20 protein-coding genes are annotated in these 24,040 nt (G+C 63.0%); 15 read left to right on the forward strand and 5 right to left on the reverse strand.

Annotation, left to right across the window (positions count from 1 at the left end; all coding sequences use genetic code 11):
• Positions 1-2,547 carry a DNA translocase FtsK gene (locus tag OZ911_RS19130; RefSeq protein WP_371918306.1) on the reverse strand — a complete coding sequence of 849 codons (2,547 nt, stop codon included), beginning with the start codon at positions 2,545-2,547 and terminating at the stop codon, positions 1-3.
• Positions 2,548-2,930: 383 nt separating this feature from the next.
• Between OZ911_RS19130 and aat the strand changes: the two genes are divergently transcribed.
• The 3 genes from aat (at position 2,931) to infA (ending at position 4,695) form a co-directional block, all read left to right on the forward strand.
• The gene (gene aat, locus OZ911_RS19135; RefSeq protein ID WP_016488121.1) at positions 2,931-3,611 is read left to right on the forward strand and encodes a leucyl/phenylalanyl-tRNA--protein transferase; all 681 of its coding nucleotides are present in this window, start codon (positions 2,931-2,933) and stop codon (positions 3,609-3,611) included.
• 56 nt (positions 3,612-3,667) lie between these two features.
• Entirely contained in the window at positions 3,668-4,375 is a 708-nt protein-coding gene (locus OZ911_RS19140; RefSeq protein WP_016488122.1) for an arginyltransferase, read from the forward strand.
• Between the two features lie 101 nt (positions 4,376-4,476).
• Complete coding sequence (gene infA / locus OZ911_RS19145) at positions 4,477-4,695, forward strand: translation initiation factor IF-1 (RefSeq protein WP_002553999.1); 219 nt, start codon at positions 4,477-4,479, stop codon at positions 4,693-4,695.
• 174 nt (positions 4,696-4,869) lie between these two features.
• On the opposite strand, the gene clpA is transcribed toward infA, so the two are convergent.
• Complete coding sequence (gene clpA, locus OZ911_RS19150; RefSeq protein ID WP_016488123.1) at positions 4,870-7,140, reverse strand: ATP-dependent Clp protease ATP-binding subunit ClpA; 2,271 nt, start codon at positions 7,138-7,140, stop codon at positions 4,870-4,872.
• A gap of 30 nt (positions 7,141-7,170) precedes the next feature.
• Entirely contained in the window at positions 7,171-7,533 is a 363-nt protein-coding gene (gene clpS, locus OZ911_RS19155) for an ATP-dependent Clp protease adapter ClpS (protein WP_016488124.1), read from the reverse strand.
• A 230-nt stretch (positions 7,534-7,763) separates the two neighbouring features.
• Here clpS and cspD point away from each other — a divergent pair, with 230 nt between their 5' ends.
• Positions 7,764-8,030: a cold shock domain-containing protein CspD gene (gene cspD / locus OZ911_RS19160; protein ID WP_016488125.1), complete on the forward strand. Its 267-nt coding sequence runs from the start codon at positions 7,764-7,766 to the stop codon at positions 8,028-8,030.
• 71 nt (positions 8,031-8,101) lie between these two features.
• Here the strand turns inward: cspD and icd are convergent, their stop codons facing one another.
• The gene (gene icd / locus OZ911_RS19165) at positions 8,102-9,358 is read right to left on the reverse strand and encodes an NADP-dependent isocitrate dehydrogenase (RefSeq protein WP_268968455.1); all 1,257 of its coding nucleotides are present in this window, start codon (positions 9,356-9,358) and stop codon (positions 8,102-8,104) included.
• Between the two features lie 412 nt (positions 9,359-9,770).
• Between icd and OZ911_RS19170 the strand changes: the two genes are divergently transcribed.
• The 11 genes from OZ911_RS19170 (at position 9,771) to OZ911_RS19220 (ending at position 23,215) form a co-directional block, all read left to right on the forward strand.
• Complete coding sequence (locus OZ911_RS19170; protein ID WP_016488127.1) at positions 9,771-11,996, forward strand: NADP-dependent isocitrate dehydrogenase; 2,226 nt, start codon at positions 9,771-9,773, stop codon at positions 11,994-11,996.
• 221 nt (positions 11,997-12,217) lie between these two features.
• Positions 12,218-12,658 carry an NUDIX hydrolase gene (locus OZ911_RS19175; RefSeq protein ID WP_016488128.1) on the forward strand — a complete coding sequence of 147 codons (441 nt, stop codon included), beginning with the start codon at positions 12,218-12,220 and terminating at the stop codon, positions 12,656-12,658.
• Positions 12,659-12,715: 57 nt separating this feature from the next.
• Positions 12,716-13,840, forward strand: coding sequence for a tRNA 2-thiouridine(34) synthase MnmA (mnmA, locus tag OZ911_RS19180; protein ID WP_016488129.1), 1,125 nt, complete (start codon positions 12,716-12,718; stop codon positions 13,838-13,840).
• Positions 13,837-14,463, forward strand: a complete 627-nt coding sequence (gene hflD, locus OZ911_RS19185; RefSeq protein WP_016488130.1) for a high frequency lysogenization protein HflD — start codon at positions 13,837-13,839, stop codon at positions 14,461-14,463. Before mnmA ends, hflD begins: the two co-directional genes overlap by 4 nt.
• A gap of 214 nt (positions 14,464-14,677) precedes the next feature.
• Positions 14,678-16,048 (forward strand): adenylosuccinate lyase, encoded by a 1,371-nt coding sequence (purB, locus tag OZ911_RS19190; RefSeq protein WP_024717417.1) that lies wholly within the window; start codon positions 14,678-14,680, stop codon positions 16,046-16,048.
• Positions 16,049-16,129: 81 nt separating this feature from the next.
• The gene (locus tag OZ911_RS19195) at positions 16,130-17,296 is read left to right on the forward strand and encodes a ribosomal protein uL16 3-hydroxylase (RefSeq protein WP_016488131.1); all 1,167 of its coding nucleotides are present in this window, start codon (positions 16,130-16,132) and stop codon (positions 17,294-17,296) included.
• Entirely contained in the window at positions 17,289-17,717 is a 429-nt protein-coding gene (locus OZ911_RS19200; protein WP_016488132.1) for a GNAT family N-acetyltransferase, read from the forward strand. Before OZ911_RS19195 ends, OZ911_RS19200 begins: the two co-directional genes overlap by 8 nt.
• Before the next feature lie 201 nt (positions 17,718-17,918).
• Positions 17,919-19,880, forward strand: a complete 1,962-nt coding sequence (locus tag OZ911_RS19205; RefSeq protein ID WP_070086363.1) for a DNA topoisomerase III — start codon at positions 17,919-17,921, stop codon at positions 19,878-19,880.
• Positions 19,881-20,033: 153 nt separating this feature from the next.
• Entirely contained in the window at positions 20,034-21,323 is a 1,290-nt protein-coding gene (locus OZ911_RS19210; protein ID WP_016488134.1) for an NAD(P)/FAD-dependent oxidoreductase, read from the forward strand.
• Between the two features lie 80 nt (positions 21,324-21,403).
• Positions 21,404-22,234 (forward strand): alpha/beta fold hydrolase, encoded by an 831-nt coding sequence (locus OZ911_RS19215; RefSeq protein WP_016488135.1) that lies wholly within the window; start codon positions 21,404-21,406, stop codon positions 22,232-22,234.
• 201 nt (positions 22,235-22,435) lie between these two features.
• A complete protein-coding gene (locus OZ911_RS19220) occupies positions 22,436-23,215 on the forward strand; it encodes a TSUP family transporter (RefSeq protein ID WP_024717416.1) in 780 nt (259 codons plus the stop codon).
• Here the strand turns inward: OZ911_RS19220 and nudC are convergent.
• Positions 23,183-24,013 (reverse strand): NAD(+) diphosphatase, encoded by an 831-nt coding sequence (nudC, locus tag OZ911_RS19225; protein ID WP_016488137.1) that lies wholly within the window; start codon positions 24,011-24,013, stop codon positions 23,183-23,185. The two genes, OZ911_RS19220 and nudC, sit on opposite strands and share 33 nt — an antisense overlap.
• Between the last annotated feature and the right edge of the window lie 27 nt (positions 24,014-24,040).

The raw sequence follows: 24,040 nt of genomic DNA on the forward strand, positions 1-24,040 counted from the left end.
TCAGTCGCGCGGGCCGCCCGGGGCAATCACTTCCCGCGAGCCGTTGCTGTTCATCGGGGTGACCACGCCAGCCATTTCCATGGCTTCGATCATGCGGGCGGCGCGGTTGTAGCCGATCTTCAGCTTGCGCTGCACGGCCGAGATCGACGCACGGCGGCTTTCCAGCACGAACTGCACGGCCTCATCATACAGGGCGTCGCTTTCCGAATCTTCGCCATCCCCACCGCCACCGCCGCCTTCGAAGCCGCTGCCGGCCTCTTCCACGCCGTTGAGGATGTCGTCGTTGTAGTCCGGCGCGCCGCGCAGCTTCCACGCTTCCACCACGCGGTGCACTTCGTCGTCGGAGACGAACGCACCGTGCACCCGGATCGGCAGGCTGGTACCCGGCGGCATGTACAGCATGTCACCGTGGCCCAGCAGCTGCTCGGCACCACCTTGGTCGATGATGGTGCGCGAGTCGATCTTGCTCGATACCTGGAACGCCATGCGGGTCGGGATGTTGGCCTTGATCAGGCCGGTGATCACGTCCACCGACGGGCGCTGGGTGGCAAGAATCAGGTGGATACCGGCCGCCCGCGCCTTCTGGGCGATACGGGCGATCAGCTCTTCGACCTTCTTGCCGACGATCATCATCATGTCGGCGAATTCGTCGACCACCACCACGATGGTCGGCAGGGTTTTCAGCGCAGGCGGCTCGTCGTCCATGCTCTCGCGGCGGTACAGCGGGTCATGGATGATCTCGCCGGCCTCCTGGGCATCCTTGATCTTGCGGTTGAAGCCGCCAAGGTTACGCACGCCCATGGCCGCCATCAGCTTGTAGCGGCGCTCCATCTCGGCCACGCTCCAGCGCAGGGCGTTAGCAGCATCCTTCATGTCGGTGACCACTGGGCACAGCAAATGCGGGATGCCTTCGTAGATCGACAGTTCGAGCATTTTCGGGTCGATCATGATCAACCGCGCGTCTTCCGGGCCGGATTTGAACAGGATCGACAGGATCATCGCGTTCACACCCACCGACTTACCGGAGCCGGTGGTACCGGCCACCAGCAGGTGCGGCATCTTGGCCAGGTCGGTGATCACCGGCTTGCCGCCGATGTCGTGGCCCAGGGCCAGGGTGACCGGGGACTTCTGCTCCTCGAACTGCGGCGTGGCCAGCACTTCGGAGAACCGCACCATCTGCCGGTTTTCGTTGGGGATCTCGATACCCACGGTGGTCTTGCCAGGGATGACCTCGACCACCCGCACGCTGGTCACGGCCAGCGAGCGCGCCAGGTCCTTGGCCAGGTTGGCGATACGGCTGACCTTCACGCCAGCGGCCGGCTGGATTTCGTAACGGGTAATCACCGGGCCTGGGTGGATCGAGTCCACCGAGACTTCAACGCCGAATTCCTTGAGTTTGATTTCCAGCAACTGGCCGACACTGGCCAGGGACTCTGGCGAGTACTCGATCTTTTTCTGCTCGGCCGGGTCGAGGATGGAAATCGACGGCAGGGTGCCTTCAACGGCGCTGTCGACGAACAGCGGCGCCTGCTTCTCCTTCATCACCCGCTTGCTCGGCTCCGGCGCCCTGGCCGCTGCCGGAGGCACGATCGTCGGGGCTGCAGGCTGCTCGCGGGGCAGCACGGTTTCACGCGGCACAACCGGCTCGCGCGGCACAACGGGCTCACGCGCCAAGGTCGGTTCGCGTGGCGCGGCAGGTTGAGCAGGCGCTTCTTCGCGCTTGAAGAGACGCTCGCGCAACGCCGGCTTGGCAGGCTCGCGCTTGTCGGCGGCCATCGGCGGCGCCTTGAACACCGGCTCGTCCTCACGCAGCTGGGCCTCCAGGCGTTTACGCTCATTACGCGCTTCCCACCAGCGGTTGGCGGCACCCTGCACCAACTCGAACAGGTCAAGGGTGATCTTGCCGGTCAGGTCCATCACCTTGAACCACGACAAATCGGTGAACACGGTCAGGCCGAACAGGAACAGGGCTATGAACATCAGCGTGCTGCCCTGCACGTTCAGCAGGTTGCGCGCCAGCTCGCCCAGGCTTTCGCCCAGCGCGCCGCCCGCGGAAAACGGCATGCTCGCCGGCGGATGGAAGTGAATATGTGCCAGCGCTGCGCCGGATAGCACCAGGAACACCAGGCCGATCAGCCGCCAGGAGAACAGCCAGCCGCTCCAGTCCCAGGGCTGATGGCGCTCACGGAAGATCTGCCAGGTCTTGACCCCCAGCAACAGCGGGAAGATGTAGGCAAAGTAACCCAGCACCATGAACAGGATGTCGGCGAAGTAGGCGCCGGCGCGCCCGGCGGCGTTCTGCACCTGCTCGACGTTGCTGGTGTGGCTGAAGCCCGGGTCGGAAGTGTCGTAGGTCAGCAGCGCCATCCACAGGTACAGGCACAAGGCGCCGATCGCGATCAACGCACCTTCCTTGAGGCGATAATGCAGCTGCTGCCGCCACAGGGGCACAGGCAAAGGAGCTGGGGTTGCGGTGGATTTCTTCAAAACGCGTCTATTCCTGCGCGTGGTGCGCGTCCAATAGTGATCGGCCGGCTGTGCGGCCAATGAACCACTACTTTTAACATTACTGCCCGCCAGCCGCCATGGCGGCACGCCGCATGGGGGTTTGCCCGGGGGCGACTTTCACATGGCTGCAATTTGAGCATGCATTTTCTTTTGTGACAAAGGCTTATGCTGTGTTTTTGCACAGGTGTGACCGCAAATATAGCGGATGGTGCCTGCGGCTTGATAAATGTGCAGGAAATTGCCTGATTTCCTGGCCTGTGCCGGCCTCTTCGCGGGCTCGCCCGCTCCCACAGGCCTGCGCAAGCCTGAAGACCGTGGGGTTTCTGTGGGAGCGGGCGTGCCCGCGAAGCAGCCAAAGAGATTGACCCTGCTTTTCACCCGCGCCATGCTGCCCTCTCCCCTCCCCCACCGCACGATAGACCATGCTCACCTGGCTGACCCGCGACTCGCTGACCTTCCCGCCTCTGGAAAAGGCCCTGCACGACCCCAACGGCCTGCTGGCCGCTGGCGGCGACCTGAGCCCCGAGCGCCTGGTGCAGGCCTACCGCCATGGCTGTTTCCCGTGGTACCAGGACGGCCAGCCCATCCTGTGGTGGTCACCCGACCCGCGCACGGTGCTGTTGCCCGACCAACTGCACGTTTCGCGCTCGCTGGCCAAGCTGATGCGCCAGGGCCGCTACCAGGTCAGCTTCGACACCGACTTTGCTGCCGTCATTGCGGCCTGCGCCGCACCCCGCGACTACGCCGACGGCACCTGGATCACCGATACCATGCGCAACGCCTACTGCGAACTGCACCGCCGTGGCATCGCGCATTCGGTGGAGGTACGCCAGGACGGCGAGCTGGTCGGCGGCCTGTACGGCCTGGCCATGGGCCAGCTGTTCTTCGGCGAATCAATGTTCAGCCGCGCCGACAACGCCTCCAAGGTTGGCTTCGTGACCCTGGTCAACCACCTGCGCGAAGCCGGCTTCGTGCTGATCGACTGCCAGATGCCCACCAACCACCTGCACAGCCTGGGCGCCCATGCCATCAGCCGCGCCGATTTCGCCGGCTACCTGGCACGCCACCTCGACCAGCCCAACAGCGCAACGTGGGTTGCCTAGGCGAGTTGCCATAGCTGGCTTACACTTAAAACAAAGTCTCACCGAAGGGGTTGATCATGACAGAGTTGGCGCGCTTGAAGTTTTATGCCACTCAGCCCCACTCCTGCAGCTACCTGCCTGACGAGCAGGCGACCACACTGTTCCTCGACCCCAGCCAGCCGATGGACGTAAAGGTGTACGCCGACCTGTCGGAAATGGGCTTTCGGCGCAGTGGCGACCACCTGTACCGCCCCCACTGCCAGAACTGCAACGCCTGCGTGCCGGCGCGCATCCCGGCGGCGCGCTTTATTCCCAACCGCCAGCAACGGCGCATTCTCAAGCGCAATGCCGACCTGACCGTGAGCGCGGCGCGCCCCACGTTCAAGGAGGAGTACTTCGAGCTGTACCGGCGCTATATCGAAACGCGCCACGCCGACGGTGACATGTACCCGCCCAGCCGTGATCAGTTTTCCACCTTTCTGGTACGCGACCTGCCGTTCTGCTGGTTCTACGAGTTCCGCCTGGAAGGCCGGTTGATGGCGGTGGCCGTGTGCGACCTGCTGCCCAACGGCCTGTCGGCGGTGTACACCTTCTACGAGCCGGACGAGGAGCGACGCAGCCTTGGCCGCTTCGCCATCCTCTGGCAGATCACCGAAGCCGTGCGCCAGGACCTGGAGGCGGTTTACCTGGGCTACTGGATCAAGAACTGCAAGAAAATGAACTACAAGACGCAGTATCGGCCTATCGAGCTGCTGATAAACCAGCGCTGGGTCACCCTTAACTGAAAGCATTGGCTTGACACGCAGATTTCCGGCATAATCGGCGCCACTTTTTTGCCCGGTGCGGATATGCGTCGGGCTAACACTGGATCCGAGGGCTCAACTGCATGTCGAAAGAAGACAGCTTCGAAATGGAAGGTACTGTCGTCGACACCCTGCCCAACACCATGTTCCGCGTGGAGTTGGAAAACGGGCACGTCGTAACCGCGCACATCTCCGGAAAGATGCGCAAAAACTACATCCGTATTCTCACTGGCGACAAGGTCCGCGTCGAGCTGACGCCCTACGACCTGAGCAAGGGCCGCATCACCTACCGTGCGCGCTAAGCTCCAGCCATGAAAAAGCCCGGCCATGTGCCGGGCTTTTTTGTGCCTGTGAAATTGTACGGTTGCAACCCTCTCTGTGGGAACGGGCTTGCCCCGCGAAGCAGGCCCCGCGGCGCATGGCACCGGCTTCGCCGGTGTTCGCGGGGCAAGCCCGCTCCCACAGGGCCTCGCTTGTCAGGCAACCTCAGCCGTGGTCTCGAAGTCGAACACCAGTTCGCCATCGCGCAGGTCGATGTGCACCACACCGCCATGCTCGGCCAGTTCGCCAAACAGGATCTCCTCGGCCAACGGCCGTTTGATCTTGTCCTGGATCAGCCGCGCCATCGGCCGCGCGCCCATCTGCACATCGTAGCCCGACGCCGCCAGCCAGCCGCGGGCGTCATCACTGACTTCCAGCAGCACACGCTTGTCTTCCAGCTGCGCCTGCAGTTCGATAAGGAACTTGTCGACGATGCTCTTGATCGTCTCGTGGCTCAGGCGGCCGAACTGGATGATGGTGTCCAGGCGGTTGCGGAACTCTGGCGTGAAGCTCTTGCGGATGACTTCCATGGCATCGGACGCATGGTCCTGATGGGTGAAGCCGATCGAGGCCCGTGCCGCGGTTTCCGCGCCAGCGTTGGTGGTCATGATCAAAATCACGTTACGGAAGTCGGCCTTGCGCCCGTTGTTGTCGGTCAGGGTACCGTGGTCCATCACCTGCAGCAGCAGGTTGAAGACTTCCGGGTGGGCCTTCTCGATTTCATCGAGCAGCAAGACGCAGTGCGGTTGCTTGGTGATCGCCTCAGTCAACAAGCCACCCTGGTCAAAGCCAACGTAACCAGGAGGCGCACCGATCAAGCGGGACACCGTGTGGCGCTCCATGTACTCGGACATGTCGAAACGAACCAGCTCCACACCCAGCGCCTTGGCCAGCTGCCGCGCCGCTTCGGTCTTGCCGACGCCGGTTGGGCCGGCGAACAGGAACGAACCGACAGGCTTGTCTGGCGCCTTGAGGCCGGCACGGGACAGCTTGATGGCAGTCGACAGCGAATCGATCGCCTGGTCCTGGCCAAACACGGTCAGTTTCAGGTCACGCTCGAGATTACGCAGCAGCTCTTTGTCGGAACTGCTGACATGCTTCGGCGGAATGCGCGCAATCTTGGCAACGATGTCCTCGACCTGCGGCACGTCGATGCGTTTGACGCGGTTGGCTTCCGGCTGCAGGCGCTGGTAGGCACCCGCTTCGTCGATCACGTCGATGGCCTTGTCCGGCATGTGCCGGTCATTGATGTAGCGCGAGGCCAGTTCGGCGGCGGCGCGCAGGGCTTCGTCGCTGTACTCGATGTTGTGGTGGCTCTCGAAGCGCCCTTTAAGGCCGCGCAGAATGCCCACGGTGTCTTCGACCGACGGCTCGCTGACATCCACCTTCTGGAAGCGCCGTGCCAAGGCACGATCCTTCTCGAAGATGCCGCGAAACTCCTGGAAGGTGGTGGAGCCAATGCAACGGATCTCACCCGACGACAGCAACGGTTTGAGCAGGTTGGAGGCATCCATCACCCCGCCCGACGCCGCACCGGCACCGATGATGGTGTGGATTTCGTCGATGAACAGGATCGCCTGCGGGCGCTTGCGCAGCTCGCCGAGCAGCGCCTTGAAGCGTTTCTCGAAGTCACCGCGGTACTTGGTACCGGCCAGCAGTGCGCCAAGGTCGAGGGAGTACACCACGCTCTGCGCCAGCAGGTCGGGCACCTGGCCATCGACAATGCGCTTGGCCAGGCCTTCGGCGATGGCGGTTTTGCCCACGCCCGCCTCACCCACCAGCAGCGGGTTGTTCTTGCGCCGGCGGGCAAGGATTTGCGCCACGCGCTCAACTTCCTGCTCGCGACCTACCAGCGGGTCGATACGGCCGGCACGGGCCAGCTCGTTCAGGTTGCTGGCATAAGCGTCCAGCGGGTTGCTCGACGAGGACGTTTCGCCGCCCTCTTCGTCCTGCATTTCCTGATCGCTGTCAGCGTGCGAACCATGGCCAGGCACCTTGGAGATGCCATGGGCGATGTAGTTCACGACGTCGATGCGGGCCACGCTCTGTTGCTTGAGCAGGAATACGGCCTGGCTTTCCTGTTCGCTGAAGATCGCCACCAGCACGTTGGCGCCGGTCACTTCACGCTTGCCAGAGCTTTGCACGTGGAACACGGCACGCTGCAGCACCCGCTGGAAGCCCAGGGTCGGCTGGGTTTCACGGTCTTCATCGTTGACAGGGATCAACGGGGTGGTGGAATCGATGAACTCTTGCAGGTCGTGCTTGAGCTTGTCGAGATTGGCGCCACAGGCGCGCAGAACGGTCGCGGCAGCCTCATTGTCAAGGAGTGCCAGCAGCAGATGTTCGACGGTCATGAACTCATGACGTTTCGAACGGGCCTCCTTGAAGGCCAGATTGAGGGTGACTTCGAGCTCGCGGTTTAACATAGCTTCACCTCATACCCAAGTGGTCGGCGATTAACCGTCCTTCTCGATTTCACAGAGTAGCGGATGCTGGCTTTCCCTGGCGTATTGGTTGACCTGCATAGCCTTTGTTTCGGCGATGTCACGGGTAAACAATCCGCACACTGCCCGCCCTTCTGTATGGACGGTCAGCATGATCTTGGTCGCCAGCTCGCGGTTCAGACTGAAGAACGTCTCGAGCACTTCGACGACGAAATCCATTGGCGTGTAGTCATCGTTGAACAAAACCACCTTGTACATCGGTGGCGCCTGCAGGATCGGCTTGGCTTCCTGGACTGCAAGACCCGAGCCGTCGTCCTCATTCGTTTGCGGGCGATCCTGATTGAATGTTAGTCGAATCTCACTAGGTGCATGCATGGAAAGAATTTCATCATGAGCGTCAGGTTAAGGTTGTGGGTTGACGGCACAGGCCACGGCCGGCGCAGGCGCCGGGCGACCTTGACTATCGGCAAAACGGTGTTACAACCAATAAGAACCCACCGTGGTCGATAAAGATCCGCGCAGTCAACCAGATTTTTCGCAAGGTTCGTATGCGGATGAAGTGGATGATACTCCAGTGATGGAGTCCTTTGCAGAGGGACATAGGGATGGCAAGCGGTAAAGTCAAGTGGTTCAACAATGCCAAGGGCTATGGGTTCATCAATGAAGAAGGTAAATCCGATGACCTGTTCGCCCATTATTCGGCCATCCGAATGGACGGATACAAGACCCTCAAGGCAGGCCAGTGCGTAGTGTTCGACATCGTACAGGGCCCCAAAGGTCTGCACGCCGTCGACATCAAAGACGCTGCGGTGGCCGCGGCAGAGGGTGCCAGAACCCTGGGCGAGCCGCAGAGCGAAACTGCCAAAGCCTGACTGCCTGCGCTGTGCCGGTATACGAAACAACCGGCCGCTTCTTTACCTGGAAGCGGCCGGTTTTGCATTGCCTACATATGCTTGATCATTTCATCGCCAAAGCCTGAACTGCTCACCAGCGTGGCGCCGTCCATCAGGCGCTCAAAGTCGTAGGTCACGGTCTTGGCACCGATCGCACCGTTGGTGCCTTTGATGATCAGGTCGGCCGCCTCGGCCCAGCCCATGTGCCGCAGCATCATCTCTGCCGAGAGAATCACCGAGCCAGGGTTCACCTTGTCCTGCCCGGCATACTTGGGCGCGGTGCCGTGGGTAGCCTCGAACATGGCCACGGTGTCGGACAGGTTGGCCCCCGGCGCGATGCCGATACCGCCCACTTCCGCCGCCAGGGCGTCGGACAGGTAGTCACCGTTGAGGTTGAGGGTGGCGATCACGTCGTACTCGGCCGGGCGCAGCAGGATCTGCTGCAGCATGGCGTCGGCGATGGCGTCCTTGACGATGACCTCGCGGCCGGTCTTGGGGTTCTTGAACTTCATCCAAGGGCCGCCATCCAGCAATTCGGCACCAAACTCGTCCCTGGCCACCTCGTAACCCCAGTCCTTGAAGGCCCCCTCGGTGAACTTCATGATGTTGCCCTTGTGCACCAGGGTCAGCGATTCGCGGTCGTTGTCCACCACGTACTGCAGGGCCTTGCGCACCAGGCGCTTGGTGCCCTCGCGGGATACCGGCTTGACGCCGATGCCGCAGTCCTGGTCGAAGCGGATCTTGGTGACGCCCATTTCCTCCTTGAGGAACTTGATCACCTTGTTCGCCTCAGGCGAACCGGCCTTCCACTCGATACCGGCATAGATGTCCTCGGAGTTCTCGCGGAAGATCACCATGTCGACATCACCGGGCTTCTTCACCGGGCTCGGCACGCCCTGGAACCACAGCACCGGGCGCAGGCACACGTACAGGTCCAGTTGCTGGCGCAGGGCCACGTTGAGCGAGCGGATGCCACCCCCTACCGGGGTGGTCAGCGGGCCCTTGATCGACACCACGTAATCACGTACGGCATCGAGGGTTTCCTGCGGCAACCAGGTGTCCTGGTCGTAAACCTGGGTGGCTTTTTCGCCAGCATACACCTCCATCCAGGCGATCTTGCGCTTGCCGCCGTAGGCCTTCTGCACCGCCGCATCCACTACTTTGATCATTACCGTCGAGACATCGACGCCAATCCCGTCGCCTTCGATATAAGGAATGATGGGGTTGTCAGGAACGTTGAGCGAATGGTCTGCATTGACGGTGATCTTGGTGCCGTCGGTCGGAACCTTGATTTTCTGGTATCCCATGCTTGCACTACTCCGCTGTCGGGTGTGATTGGACATCGTGCGATCCACTGAGCCTAAACCACATCTGCCGACCTGCAAGGCATGCGACAACCCGCCACATTGCAGCTACGTCTTTGGTCTTATAAATGGGCCGATATCACTTGGCCTTGCTGATTAGCCCGAATGGTTTGGTATACTCCGCCGCGACCGTAGGGTCATCGGGGCGAATCCCAGGAAAATGCGGACCGCCCTTGGCCATGAATGGCCGAAAAGCCTGGGTTGTTACCGCAGCTCAGCATTGACGCTCGACTGATGCATCCACCATCACCGCTCGCAGCCTCTCGACTTTCCGCTCATGGCGCTGCCAGGGCGATGCGCCTACCCTGCGCACCACGAGACTCGAGCACGCTCAGCACACAGAGAGTTAACCCGCATGCCCACCCGTTCCAAGATCATCTATACCTTCACCGACGAAGCCCCCGCCCTCGCCACCTACTCGCTGCTGCCGATCGTCGAAGCCTTCACCGCTTCGGCTGACATCGCCGTCGAAACTCGCGACATCTCCCTGGCCGGCCGTATCCTTGCCGCCTTCCCGGAGCAACTGGGCGCAGAGAAGCAAGTAGGCGATCACCTGGCGGAACTGGGCCAGCTGGCTACCACCCCTGAAGCCAACATCATCAAGCTGCCAAACATCAGCGCCTCGGTACCGCAGCTCAAGGCCGCGATCAAGGAACTGCAAGGCAAGGGCTTCAACATCCCTGACTACGCCGACGAGCCGGCCACCGCGGACGAGAAAGAGTCCCGTGCCCGCTACGACCGCATCAAGGGCTCCGCCGTGAACCCGGTGCTGCGCGAAGGCAACTCTGACCGCCGCGCGCCGCTGTCGGTCAAGAACTACGCCCGCAAGCACCCGCACAAGATGGGCGCCTGGTCCGCTGACTCCAAGTCGCACGTTGCCCACATGACCCAGGGCGACTTCTACGGCAGCGAAAAAGCCGCACTGATCGAAGCTGACGACAGCCTGCGCATCGAGCTGGTTGGCAAAGACGGCAGCACCACCGTCCTGAAAGAAAAAACCGCCGTCAAGGCCGCCGAAATCATCGACTGCGCCACCATGAGCCGCAAGGCCCTGAAAGCCTTCATCGCCGAGCAGATCGCTGATGCCAAGGCCGCCGGCGTGCTGCTGTCGGTGCACCTGAAAGCCACCATGATGAAGGTTTCCGACCCGATCATGTTCGGCGTCATCGTCGAAGAGTTCTACAACGACGTGCTGACCAAGCACGCCGCAGCCCTGGCCGAAGTAGGCTTCAACGCCAACAACGGTATCGGCGACCTGTACGCCCGCATCAAGGACCTGCCAGCCGACAAGCAGGCCGAGATCGAGGCTGACATCCAGGCCCTGTACGCCCAGCGCCCGGCTCTGGCCATGGTCAACTCCGACAAAGGCATCACCAACCTGCACGTGCCGAGCGACGTGATCGTCGACGCCTCGATGCCGGCCATGATCCGTGACTCGGGCAAGATGTGGAACACCGCCGGTGAACTGCAAGACGCCAAGGCCGTGATCCCGGACCGTTGCTACGCCGGTATCTACCAGGCCACCATCGAAGACTGCAAGCAGCACGGCGCCTTCGACCCGACCACCATGGGCAGCGTGCCGAACGTTGGCCTGATGGCGCAAAAAGCCGAAGAGTACGGTTCCCACGACAAGACCTTCCAGATCAAGGCCGACGGCGTCGTGCGCGTGGTCGATGGCAAAGGCAACGTTGTGCTGGAGCAGAACGTCGAAGCCGGTGACATCTTCCGCATGTGCCAGACCAAAGACGCGCCGATCCAGGACTGGGTCAAGCTGGCCGTCAACCGTGCCCGCCTGAGCAACACCCCTGCGGTGTTCTGGCTGGACCCGGCCCGCGCCCACGACGGCGTGATGATCGAAAAGGTGCAGCAGTACCTGAAGGATCACGACACCACTGGCCTGGACATCCGTGTTCTGGCTCCGGTCGACGCCATCAAGTTCTCCCTGGCCCGCATCCGCGAAGGCAAGGACACCATTTCGGTGACCGGCAACGTGCTGCGCGACTACCTGACCGACCTGTTCCCGATCATGGAACTGGGCACCAGCGCCAAGATGCTGTCGATCGTGCCGCTGATGAACGGTGGTGGCCTGTTCGAGACCGGCGCCGGCGGTTCGGCGCCCAAGCACGTGCAGCAGCTGGTTGAAGAGAACTTCCTGCGTTGGGACTCGCTGGGTGAATTCCTGGCCCTGGCCGCTTCCCTGGAGCACCTGGGCAACACCTACGACAACCCGCGCGCCAAGGTTCTGGCCAGCACCCTGGACCAGGCCACCGGCAAGTTCCTCGACACCAACAAGTCGCCTTCGCGCAAAGTTGGCGGTATCGACAACCGCGGCAGCCACTTCTACCTGACCCTGTACTGGGCTGAAGCCCTGGCCGCTCAAACCGACGACGCTGCGCTGCAAGCGCGCTTCGCACCGCTGGCAAAAACCCTGGCCGAGAACGAAGCGACCATCGTCGCCGAGCTCAACGCCGTTCAGGGCAAGCCGGCCGATATCGGTGGCTACTATGCCCCGGATGCCGAGCTGACCGCCAAGGTGATGCGCCCAAGCCAGACCCTGAACAGCGCCATTGCTGCCCTGTAAGGTTCGCTTGAAGTAACAGCAAAAACCCCGGCCACGCACCGGGGTTTTTGCTTTCTGAAAGAGCTTGCACGGCCCCTGTAGGAGCGGCCTTGTGCCGCGAAAGGGCCGCGAAGCGGCCCCGGCGTTTTTTGCTGCGAAGCTGATTACCTGGGGCCGCTTCGCAGCCCTTTCGCGGCACAAGGCCGCTCCTACAGGGCCCGTGCCAACCATAGGAAATGCTCATGACCTGGCAACCCCACATCACCGTCGCCACCATCGTCGAGCACGAGGGCAAGTTCCTCTTCGTCGAAGAATTCAAAGCCGGCCTGCACGTCTTCAATCAGCCCGCCGGCCACCTGGAGCCCAACGAAACCTTGCCCCAGGCCGCGCTGCGCGAAACCCTGGAAGAAACCGCCTGGGAAGTCGAGCTCACCGGCGTGGTCGGTATCTATCTCTACACTGCCCCCAGCAACGGCGTGACCTACCAGCGCATCTGCTTTGCTGCCCGCCCGGTGTGCCATCACGCCGACCTGGCGCTGGACAGCGACATCGTCCGCGCCGTGTGGCTGACCCGCGACGAGCTGCTGGCCGACCCGGCCCGCTGGCGCAGCGAGCTGGTGCCACGTTGCCTTGAAGACTACCTCAAAGGCCCCTTGCACAGCCTTACCCTGCTACGCGACTGACGCGTCGCCACGGGTTTGATAGAATCGACGTTTTTCCCTTGATACACACCGGTAACCATGACCAGCCCAGCACTCAAAGACCCCGCCAAGACCCGCGTCATCGTCGGCATGTCCGGCGGCGTGGACTCTTCCGTCTCCGCCCTTCTGCTCATCGAGCAGGGCTACCAGGTGGAAGGGCTGTTCATGAAGAACTGGGAAGAAGACGACGGCACCGAATACTGCACCGCCCGTGAAGACCTGGCCGACGCCCAGGCCGTCTGCGACCGCATCGGCATCAAGCTGCACACCGCCAACTTCGCCGCCGAATACTGGGACAACGTGTTCGAGCACTTCCTTGAAGAATACAAGGCCGGCCGCACGCCCAACCCGGACATCCTCTGCAACCGCGAAATCAAGTTCAAGGCGTTCCTCGACTACGCCCTGTCACTGGGTGCCGACCTGATCGCCACCGGCCACTACGTGCGCCGTCGTGACACTGGCGCGCTCACCGAACTGCTCAAGGGCCTGGACCCGAACAAGGACCAGAGCTACTTCCTGCACGCCGTCGGCGGCAAGGAAATTGCCCGCACCCTGTTCCCGGTCGGTGAGCTGGAAAAACCGGCAGTGCGCGCCATCGCCGAAAAACACGGCCTGGCCACCGCCAAGAAAAAAGATTCCACCGGCATCTGCTTCATTGGCGAGCGCCGCTTCAGCGACTTCCTCAAGCAGTACCTGCCAGCCCAGCCGGGCAACATCGAAACCACCGAAGGTGAAGTGATCGGCCGCCACCATGGCCTGATGTACCACACCATCGGCCAGCGCCAGGGCCTTGGCATTGGCGGCCTGAAGGATGCCGGTGACGAGCCGTGGTACGTGCTGCACAAGGACCTGGCCCGCAACGTGCTGGTGGTCGGCCAGGGTAACGAACACCCTTGGCTGTTCTCCCGCGCCCTGCTCGCCTCGGACATCTTCTGGGTCAACCCCATCGACCTCAGCAGCCCGCGCCAGCTCACCGCCAAGGTCCGCTACCGCCAGAGCGACCAGCAGTGCACCCTGGCGCTTACGGCCAGCGGCTACCGCGCTGTGTTCGACGAACCGCAACGCGCCGTTACCCCAGGCCAGTCGGTAGTGTTCTATGACGGTGAAGTATGCCTGGGCGGCGGCGTGATCGAAGCCGCCGAGCCCTGGAGCCCGCGCGCATGAGCAACCTGCAGGAGCAGCTGATTGCATTGGGCGGTGTGTTTCAGGCCGCCGTATTGGTAGACCGCATCGCCCGCACCGGCCAGGCCAGTGAGGCCAACATCGGCTGCATGCTCGGCAGCCTGCTGGTCCGCGACCCCAAGAACACCCTGGAGGTGTTCGGCGGTGACGACCTGAACCTGCGTGACGGCTACCGTGCGCTGGCCGGTGCCCTGGAGCGCGACCCCAGCAGCCTGCAGCGCGAGCCACTGCGCTATGCCCTGTCGATGCTGGGCCTGGAGCGCCAGCTGAACAAACGTGGCGACCTGCTCGACACCATTGGCAACCGCCTGCCACAAATCCAGTCCCAGGCTGACCATTTTGGCCTGGTTCACGAAAACGTCATTGCTTCCAGTGGAGCCTTGTACCAGGACACCCTGAGCACCTTGCGCCAGCGTATTCAGGTGCATGGCGACATGCGCTTCCTGCAGCAGGCCAGCAACGCCTCGAAAATCCGCGCCCTGCTGCTGGCCGGTATCCGCGCCGCACGCCTGTGGCGCCAGCTGGGCGGTCACCGCTGGCAGCTGGTGTTCAGCCGGCGCAAGCTGCTGAACGAACTGTACGACATGATGCGCAGCGCCAGCTGAGGGGCTGCGCTGATCCTTGTGGGAGCGGGCTTGCCCGCGAAGCAGGCGACTCGGTGGATGGCACCGGCTTCGCCGGTGTTCGCGGGCAAGCCCGCTCCCACAGGGTTTGCCACCAGCATCAAATAGGCCCGACCTTTGGTCAGCCACCCGACCTCGGCGTATTTTTCATGTATGATATGCGCCCTCCAAAAGCCTGACTGTCCGAGAACACCCCATGCAGCTCTCTTCGCTCACTGCGGTTTCCCCTGTAGACGGCCGTTATGCCGGCAAAACCCAGGCCTTGCGCCCCATTTTCAGCGAATTCGGCCTGATCCGTTTCCGCGCCCTGGTCGAAGTGCGCTGGCTGCAGCGCCTGGCCGCCCACCCGCAGATCGGCGAAGTGCCGGCGTTCACCGCCGAAGCCAATGCCCTGCTGGACAACCTGGCCACCGATTTCAAACTTGAGCACGCCGAGCGCGTCAAGGAAATCGAGCGCACCACCAACCACGACGTCAAGGCGATCGAATACCTCCTCAAGGAGCAGGCTGCCAAGCTGCCTGAGCTGGCCAAGGTCAGCGAGTTCATCCACTTCGCCTGCACCAGCGAAGACATCAACAACCTGTCCCACGCGCTGATGCTGCGCGCCGGCCGTGACGACGTGCTGCTGCCACTGATGCGCCAGATCGCCGACGCCATCCGCACCCTGGCCCACACACACGCCGCCGTGCCAATGCTGTCGCGCACCCACGGCCAGCCGGCTTCGCCGACTACCCTGGGTAAAGAGCTGGCCAACGTCGTGTATCGCCTGGAGCGCCAGATCGCCCAGGTCGCTGCCGTACCACTGCTGGGCAAGATCAACGGCGCCGTGGGCAACTACAACGCCCACCTGTCGGCCTACTCGCAGATCGACTGGGAAGAGAACGCCCGCGCCTTCATCGAAGACGAGCTGGGCCTGCAGTTCAACCCGTACACCACCCAGATCGAGCCGCACGACTACATCGCCGAGCTGTTCGACGCCATCGCCCGCTTCAACACCATCCTGATCGACTTCGACCGTGATGTGTGGGGCTACATCTCGCTGGGCTACTTCAAGCAGAAGACCGTTGCCGGCGAAATCGGCTCCTCGACCATGCCGCACAAGGTCAACCCGATCGACTTCGAAAACTCCGAAGGCAACCTGGGTATCGCCAATGCGTTGTTCCAGCACCTGGCCAGCAAGCTGCCGATCTCGCGCTGGCAGCGCGACCTGACCGACTCCACCGTGCTGCGCAACCTGGGCGTGGGCTTTGCCCACAGCGTCATTGCCTACGAAGCCAGCCTGAAAGGCATCGGCAAGCTGGAAGTCAACGAAGCCCGCATCGCCGCCGACCTGGACGCCTGCTGGGAAGTGCTGGCCGAGCCGATCCAGACCGTGATGCGCCGCTTCAACATCGAAAACCCCTACGAGAAGCTCAAAGAGCTGACCCGTGGCAAGGGCATCACCCCGGACGCGCTGCTCACCTTCATCGACGGCCTCGACATGCCAGCCGAAGCCAAGGCCGAGCTCAAGCAGCTGACCCCCGCTACCTACATCGGTAACGCGGCAGCCCAGGCCAAACGCATCTAAGCTGAGCGTCGCATACAACGCCCGGCCTGGCCGGGCGTTTTTATTCCCGGACGAAAACTACGTTTTTTCAATAGGTTGAACATGAATCCTGATACTCCACTGCAGCTGCTCGGCGGCATCTCGGCCCGCGAATTCATGCGCGACTACTGGCAGAAGAAGCCCCTGCTGGTGCGCCAGGCCTTCCCGGACTTCATCAGCCCGATCGACCCCGACGAACTGGCTGGCCTGGCCCTGGAAGAGGAAGTCGAGTCGCGTATCGTGCTTGAACACGGTGCACACCCGTGGGAGCTGCGCCGCGGCCCGTTCAATGAAGACACCTTCGCCGAGCTGCCGGAAAAGGACTGGACCCTGCTGGTACAGGCCGTGGACCAGTTCGTCCCGGAAGTGGCCGAACTGCTGGAAAACTTCCGCTTCCTGCCCAGCTGGCGTATCGACGATGTGATGATCAGCTTCGCCGCCCCCGGTGGCAGCGTTGGCCCGCACTTCGACAATTACGACGTGTTCCTGCTGCAGGGCCACGGCCAGCGCAACTGGAAGATCGGCCAGATGTGCAGCAGCGACAGCCCGCTGCTGGAGCACGCCGACCTGCGTATCCTTGCCGACTTCGAGCAGAGCGGCGAATGGACCCTGGAACCAGGTGACATGCTCTACCTGCCGCCACGCCTGGCCCACTACGGTGTAGCCGTGGACGACTGCCTGACCTACTCGGTCGGCTTCCGCGCGCCAAGCGCCGCCGAAGTACTGACCCACTTCACCGATTTCCTGGGCCAGTTCCTGCCGGACGAAGAACGCTACAGTGACGCCGACGCCCAGCCGGTCAGCGACCCACACCAGATCCAGCACGACGCCCTCGACCGCCTCAAGGCCCTGCTCGACAAGCACATGGGCGACAAGGACCTGCTGCTGACCTGGTTCGGCCAGTTCATGACCGAGCCGCGTTACCCCGAACAGATCGTTGGCGAAGAGCTGAGCGAGCAGGAGCTGGTCGACGCCCTCGAGCAAGGCGCCATCCTGATCCGCAACCCGAGCGCCCGCATGGCCTGGTCAGAGTTCGAAGACGACTTGCTGCTGTTCGCCAGCGGCCGTAGCTGCCCACTGCCAGGCAAACTGCGCGAGCTGCTGAAGCTGGTGTGCGCGGCCGATGCCCTGCATGTCGACAACCTCGCCGAGTGGCTGCAGGATGAAGATGGCCTTATGCTTGTACAGCAGCTGGTCAAACAAGGAAGCCTGGGATTCGCCAATGAATAAGATCAGCGTTCGCCTTGCCGACTGGCACAAAGACAACGCCGACATCCGCCGTATCCGTGAAGCGGTGTTCGTCGCCGAGCAGCACATTCCACCAGAGCTGGAGTTCGATTCGGAAGATCAGGACGCCGTCCACTTCCTGGCCCAGGAAGGCGACTATCCGATTGGTACCGCGCGCCTGCTGGCTGACGGCACCATCGGTCGCATCTCCGTGCTCAAGGACTGGCGGGGCCTGAAGGTTGGCGATGCGTTGGTCAATGCGGTCATCGTCGAAGCACAGAACCGCGACCTGAAGCAGCAGACGCTCAGCGCCCAGGTGCACGCCACCCCGTTCTACGAGCGGCTGGGCTTTCGCGTGGTCAGCGAGGAATTCCTCGAAGCCGGCATCCCGCACGTGGACATGGTGCGCGACTCGCACGCCTGATCCATGACCAGCCCACAGGGGCCCCATACATCTGCAAATTGTGGGGGCCCTTGTGGCAGCGGGTTCAACCGGGAAAGGGCCGGAACAGGCCCAAGATACTTCCCCTGACAAAAACCTGTACATCCATCCAGATAAAACTTGCCTCCGCGCCCCCGCTTGCGCATCCTAGTGCCCATCACCCCCGATGAAGCGTTCCCGGCCATGCGCCTGTTCCTCTGCGAAAAACCCTCACAGGCAAAAGACATCGCCAAAGTGCTTGGCGCCACTCGCAAGGGCGACGGCTGCTGGCAAGGTACCGATGTCTGCGTAACCTGGTGCATCGGCCATCTGCTGGAAACCGCCCCGCCCGACAGCTACGACGAACGCTACAAGCGCTGGAACCTGGCCGACCTGCCGATCATCCCGGACACGTGGAAGATGCTGGTCAAGCCCAAAACCGCCAGCCAGTTCAAGGCGGTGAAGCGCCTGCTCGGCGAAGCCCGGGAGCTGATAATTGCCACCGATGCCGACCGCGAAGGCGAAATGATCGCCCGCGAGCTGGTCGAGCATTGCCGCTACCGCGGCCCGGTGCAGCGCCTTTGGCTGTCGGCGCTGGATGACACCTCCATCCGCAAGGCCCTGGCGCGCCTGCTGCCAGGCCACGAAACGTTCAACCTGTACCACTCGGCGCTGGGCCGCTCCCGCGCCGACTGGCTCATCGGCATGAACATGAGCCGGCTGTTCACCCTGCTTGGCCGCCAATCCGGCTACCAGGGCGTGCTGCCGGTGGGGCGGGTGCAAACACCCACCTTGCGCCTGGTGGTCGACCGCGACCGCAGCATTGCCGACTTCGTGCCGGTGCCGTTCTGGGCCATCGACGTACAGCTTGAACACGCAGGCCAACGTTTCAACGCCCAATGGCGTGCCCCCGAAGATGCCTGCGACGATCAGGGCCGCTGCCTGAACCAGGGTTTGGCGCAACAGGCTGCCACCGCCATCGGTAATGCCGGTACGGCCCGGGCCGTCAAGGTGACCACCGAGCGCATGCGTGAAGCCGCGCCCCTGCCCTTCGACCTCGGCACCCTGCAGGAGCTGTGCTCGAAAAAGTTCGGCCTGGGCGCCCAGGAAACCCTCGACATCGCTCAGGCCCTGTACGAGACCCACAAGCTGATCACCTACCCGCGCAGCGATTGCGGCTACCTGCCACATAGCCAGCACGCCGAGGCCCCCGCCATCCTGGCTGCCCTGCAACGGGCCGATGCCAGCCTGGCGCCGCTACAGCCCTACCTGGAGCCCCAACGCCGCTCGCGGGCATGGAACGACGCCAAGGTCAGCGCCCACCACGGCATCATCCCCACCGCCGCCGCCAGCGATCCCTCACGCCTGCCGGCCAAGCACAAGGCGGTGTACACGCTTATCCGCGCCCGCTACCTGGCGCAGTTCCTGCCCAATCATGAGTACGACCGCACCCAGGCCGACTTCGACTGTGCCGGCCATGCCTTGCGCGCAGTGGGCAAGCAGATCGTCGAACCGGGTTGGCGCCGCGCCCTGCCCGAGGCGCTGACCCCGGCAAAAGGCCGCGAAGCACCGCCGGCCCAGGTGCTGCCCGTGCTGCGCGAAGGCCAGGACTGCACCGTGCAAGGCCTGCAACTGAAAGACCTGTGGACCCAGCCGCCCAAGCCGTTCACTGAAGGCGACCTGATCAAGGCCATGAAAAACGTGGCCAAGCTGGTGGACGACCCGCGCCTTAAGCAGAAGCTCAAGGAAACCACCGGCATCGGCACCGAGGCCACCCGCGCCAGCATCATCCAGGGCCTGCTCGACCGCGGCTACCTGGTGAAGAACGGCAAGGCGCTCGCGGCCACACCCGCGGCCTTCAGCCTGATTGATGCCGTACCCCGCGCCATCGCCGACCCCGGCACCACGGCGATCTGGGAGCAGGCGCTGGACATGGTGCAAAGCGGCGAGATGAGCCTGGAAGAATTCGTGGCCCGGCAGTCGGCGTGGATGGGCAAACTGGTGGAACGTTGCAGCGGCATGCGCATGACCATCAGCGGGCCGGCAGCCGGGGCAGCACCGCCCTGGAAGAAGAAGCGTCGCGGTGGCAGTGGAAAAAGCAAAGCGGCCGGAAGCAAGTCGGCAGCGGGCAAGCCGCGCCAGCCCCGGAAAAAAGCGACAACCTGAAACTTCTGCACTGGCTTGCCGGCGATAGGGCCTGCTCAGGCAGCACATTAATAACAGGCAAACGACTAAACCCTGCCTGACACATTGGCGCTATGAAATTTCCCTGCTAAGTTTTCATGAAAATAATCACAATAATTTTCACGAGGCTTCTGCATGTTCAAACAATCCGCCCAGCACGTCGCCAGCTACTACGCCCAGACCTACCCCGCCAACATTCCGCTGCGCCCTACCCTGCAAGGCCTCCACGACACTGATGTGCTGATCATCGGCGCCGGCTTCAGTGGCCTGCATACCGCCCTGCGCCTGACCCAGGCCGGCAAGCGCGTCACATTGCTGGAGGCCAGCCGCGTGGCCTGGGCTGCCTCCGGGCGCAATGGCGGCCAGGCGCTGCTGGGCTGGTCCTGCGACATGCCGCCACTGGAAAAAGCCCTGGGCCTGGAACGTACCCAGCGCCTGTGGGCGAGCATGTGCTGGGCCGCCGACGAACTGCGCGAGCTGCCCCAGCGCCATGGTTTCGATATCGACTACAGGCTGGGCAGCCTGTGGACCGCCGTGCTGCCGCGCCGGGTGAAAATGCTTGAAGAAGCCCTGCACGATGCCGAAAGCAAATGGGGCTACGACGCCCTGCGCCTGATCAGCCGCGACGAGCTGCCGCAATGGATCGACAGCCCGCGTTACCAGGCTGCGCTCTACGACGCCAAAGGCGCCCACCTCAACCCGCTGAAGCTGGCCCAAGGTCTGGCCAGCACCCTAGAAGCGGGTGGTGGGCACATCTACGAACAAAGCCGGGTACTCAGTTATCAAAAAGCCGGCAACGGCTATGTTGCCCGCACAGACAACGGCGAAGTGCGCTGCCAGGTGTTGGTGCTGGCCTGCAACGCCTACATCGACCGCCTCGACCCCGGCCTGTCGCGACGCCTGTTGCCAGTCGGTTCCTACCAGGTCGCCACCGCACCACTGGACGCCGACTTCGCCCGCTCACTGCTGCCGCGCAACAGCTGCGTGATCGACAACCAGTTCGTACCCGACTACTTGCGCCTCACCCCGGACCATCGCCTGCTGTTCGGTGGCGGCTGCACTTACCTGGGCGGCATTCCCAAGGACGTCGCCAGCGCCACGCGCCCTTACCTGGAGCGGGTGTTCCCGCAACTGGCCGGGGTAGCCATTGACTATGCCTGGGGCGGCCATATCGATTGCAGCACCCGGCGCACCCCTGACGTCGGCCGCGAAGACCAGCGCTATTGGCTGCAGGGTTTCTCCGGCCACGGCATACTGCCTACCCTGGCCGCGGCGCGGGCGGTCAGCGATGCCATCCTCGGTGACGACGACCTGTTGGCGTTGTACCAAGGCATCGACAATGGCCGGTTCCCCGGCGGGGACCTGCTCGCAGCACCGCTGGAAGCCGCCGCCAAAGCCTGGTACAGACTGCGCGACACTGTCTGAAGACGACCGGCGCTTGCTGCGCCGGAATCTCTCCTATTCTCAATAGCTCCCTTCGGTTCCTGCAGACAGGAGACACGATCATGAGCCATGTAACCACGAAGGACGGCGTGCAGATTTTCTACAAGGACTGGGGCCCACGCGACGCCCCGGTCATTCACTTCCACCACGGCTGGCCGCTGAGCGCAGATGACTGGGATGCCCAGATGCTGTTCTTTCTCGCTCAGGGCTACCGCGTGGTAGCCCATGACCGGCGTGGTCATGGCCGTTCCAGCCAGGTATGGGACGGCCACGACATGGACCACTACGCCGATGATGTGGCAGCCGTGGTTGCCCACCTGGGTGTCCAGGGCGCCGTGCATGTCGGCCACTCCACCGGCGGTGGCGAGGTGGTGCGTTACATGGCCCGCTACCCTCAGGACAAGGTGGCCAAAGCGGTGCTGATCGCCGCCGTGCCGCCACTGATGGTGCAAACGCCCGACAACCCTGGCGGCCTGCCCAAGTCGGTGTTCGATGACTTCCAGGCCCAGGTCGCCAACAACCGTGCGCAGTTTTACCGGGATGTACCGGCCGGGCCGTTCTACGGCTACAACCGCCCCGGTGTCGAAGCCAGCGAGGGCATCATCGCCAACTGGTGGCGCCAGGGCATGATCGGCAGCGCCAAGGCCCATTACGATGGCATCGTGGCGTTTTCCCAGACCGATTTCACCGAAGACCTCAAAGGCATAAACCAGCCGGTACTGGTGATGCATGGGGACGATGACCAGATCGTGCCGTATGAAAACTCTGGGGTGCTTTCGGCGAAGCTGCTGCCCAATGGCACGTTGAAAACCTACGAAGGTTACCCGCATGGCATGCCGACTACCCATGCCGATGTGATCAATGCGGATTTGCTGGCGTTTATCCGTAGCTGATGTGATCACCTGTAACGGCCCTTTCGCGGGTAAACCCGCTCCCACAGGTACAGCGCTTCCACAGGTTCGACGCTGAACCTGTGGGAGCGGGTTTACCCGCGAAGAGGCCGCCACTGGCAACACACCCCTCCCAGGATTACCATGTCACCCTTCTAGCGCGGCCTTTTGCCGCACCTTGCCTCCCTGCCTGCCAAGACCCCCATGCCCTTCGAACTCACCGTAGAACCCTTAACCCTGCTGATTCTGGCCCTGGTCGCCTTCGTCGCCGGTTTCATCGATGCCATCGCCGGTGGCGGGGGCCTGCTCACCACCCCGGCCCTGCTCACTGCCGGCATGCCACCGCACCTGGTGCTGGGCACCAACAAACTCAGTTCCACCTTCGGTTCGGCCACCGCAGGTTTCACCTACTACAAGCGCAAACTGTTCCACCCGGCGCAGTGGCGCCCGGCGTTGTTCGCCACCTTGACCGGGGCGTTGCTCGGCGCGGTCATCGCCCACTACATGCCAGCCGAATGGCTGAACAAGATGCTGCCGGTAATCGTCTTCGCCTGTGGCATCTACCTGCTGTTCGGCGGCACACCCAAGGCCCCGCTGGATGCCGATGCACCCATCAAGAAGAAGTGGCAGGTACCGCAAGGCTTCACCCTGGGCTTCTACGACGGCGTCGCAGGGCCAGGCACCGGAGCGTTCTGGACGGTCAGCACCCTGCTGCTGTACCCCATCGACCTGGTCCGCGCCAGCGGGGTGGCGCGCAGCATGAACTTCGTCAGCAACATCGCGGCGCTGACGGTGTTCGTCATTTCCGGGCAGGTGGATTACATCGTCGGCCTGTGCATGGGCCTGTCGGTCATGGTGGGCGCCTTCTTCGGCGCACGCACGGCGATCAGCGGCGGCAGCAAATTCATCCGCCCGGTGTTCATCACCGTGGTGCTGGCACTGACTGTGCGCCTAGCGTGGCAGCACTGGTTCGGGCAAGCCTAAACGCCTGGCCACATACAGATCGATCAGGTACCGGGCAATGGACCGCCCGGCCGGCAGCGGCGGCAGGTCGTGGACGCTGAACCACTGGGCATCCTCGATCTCGTCCGGCTGCATGACTATCTCGCCCCCGGCATATTCGGCATGGAAACCCAGCATCATGGAATGCGGGAACGGCCAGCACTGGCTGCCGACGTACTGGATATTCTGCACGTCCACGGCCACTTCCTCGCGCACTTCGCGCACCAGGCAGTCTTCGGCCGACTCACCCGGCTCGGCAAAACCCGCCAGGGTGCTGTACACACCGGTGACGAAGCGCGGCGAGCGCGCCAGCAAGATTTCATCACCACGGGTCACCAGCACGATCATGCTCGGCGAAATACGCGGGTAGCTGCGCAGGTCGCACGGCTGGCAGTACATCGCCCGCTCCCAGTGAATTTGTGTCATCGCCTGGCCACAGCTGCCGCAGAAACGGTGCTCGCGGGCCCAGGTGCCGATCTGCGCGGCGTAACCCAGTACTTTGTAGGTGTCGAAGTCGCCTTCGAGCATGAACGCACGCAGTCCACGCCAGCTGCAGCCGGGCACATCGGTGGCGCTGCGCAGTTCCAGCAAAAATACCGGCTGGCCGTCAAAGTGGCCGATGCCATGCTCGCACAGCACATCGAGGTCCTGGCGCTTCAGCCAGTCGCGGGGGAACAGCGCGCCGTTGTCGTCCACCAGAAACCCTTCCGGGCTGCGGGCCACGGCCACACCCCCGGTGATCTGCGGGTCGAGTACTGCAGTAGTCCAGCGTGCTGACATGTCGGGAGATTCCTTGACTGCGCGTCC

Source organism: Pseudomonas fortuita, from assembly GCF_026898135.2.
Lineage (GTDB): Bacteria > Pseudomonadota > Gammaproteobacteria > Pseudomonadales > Pseudomonadaceae > Aquipseudomonas > Aquipseudomonas fortuita.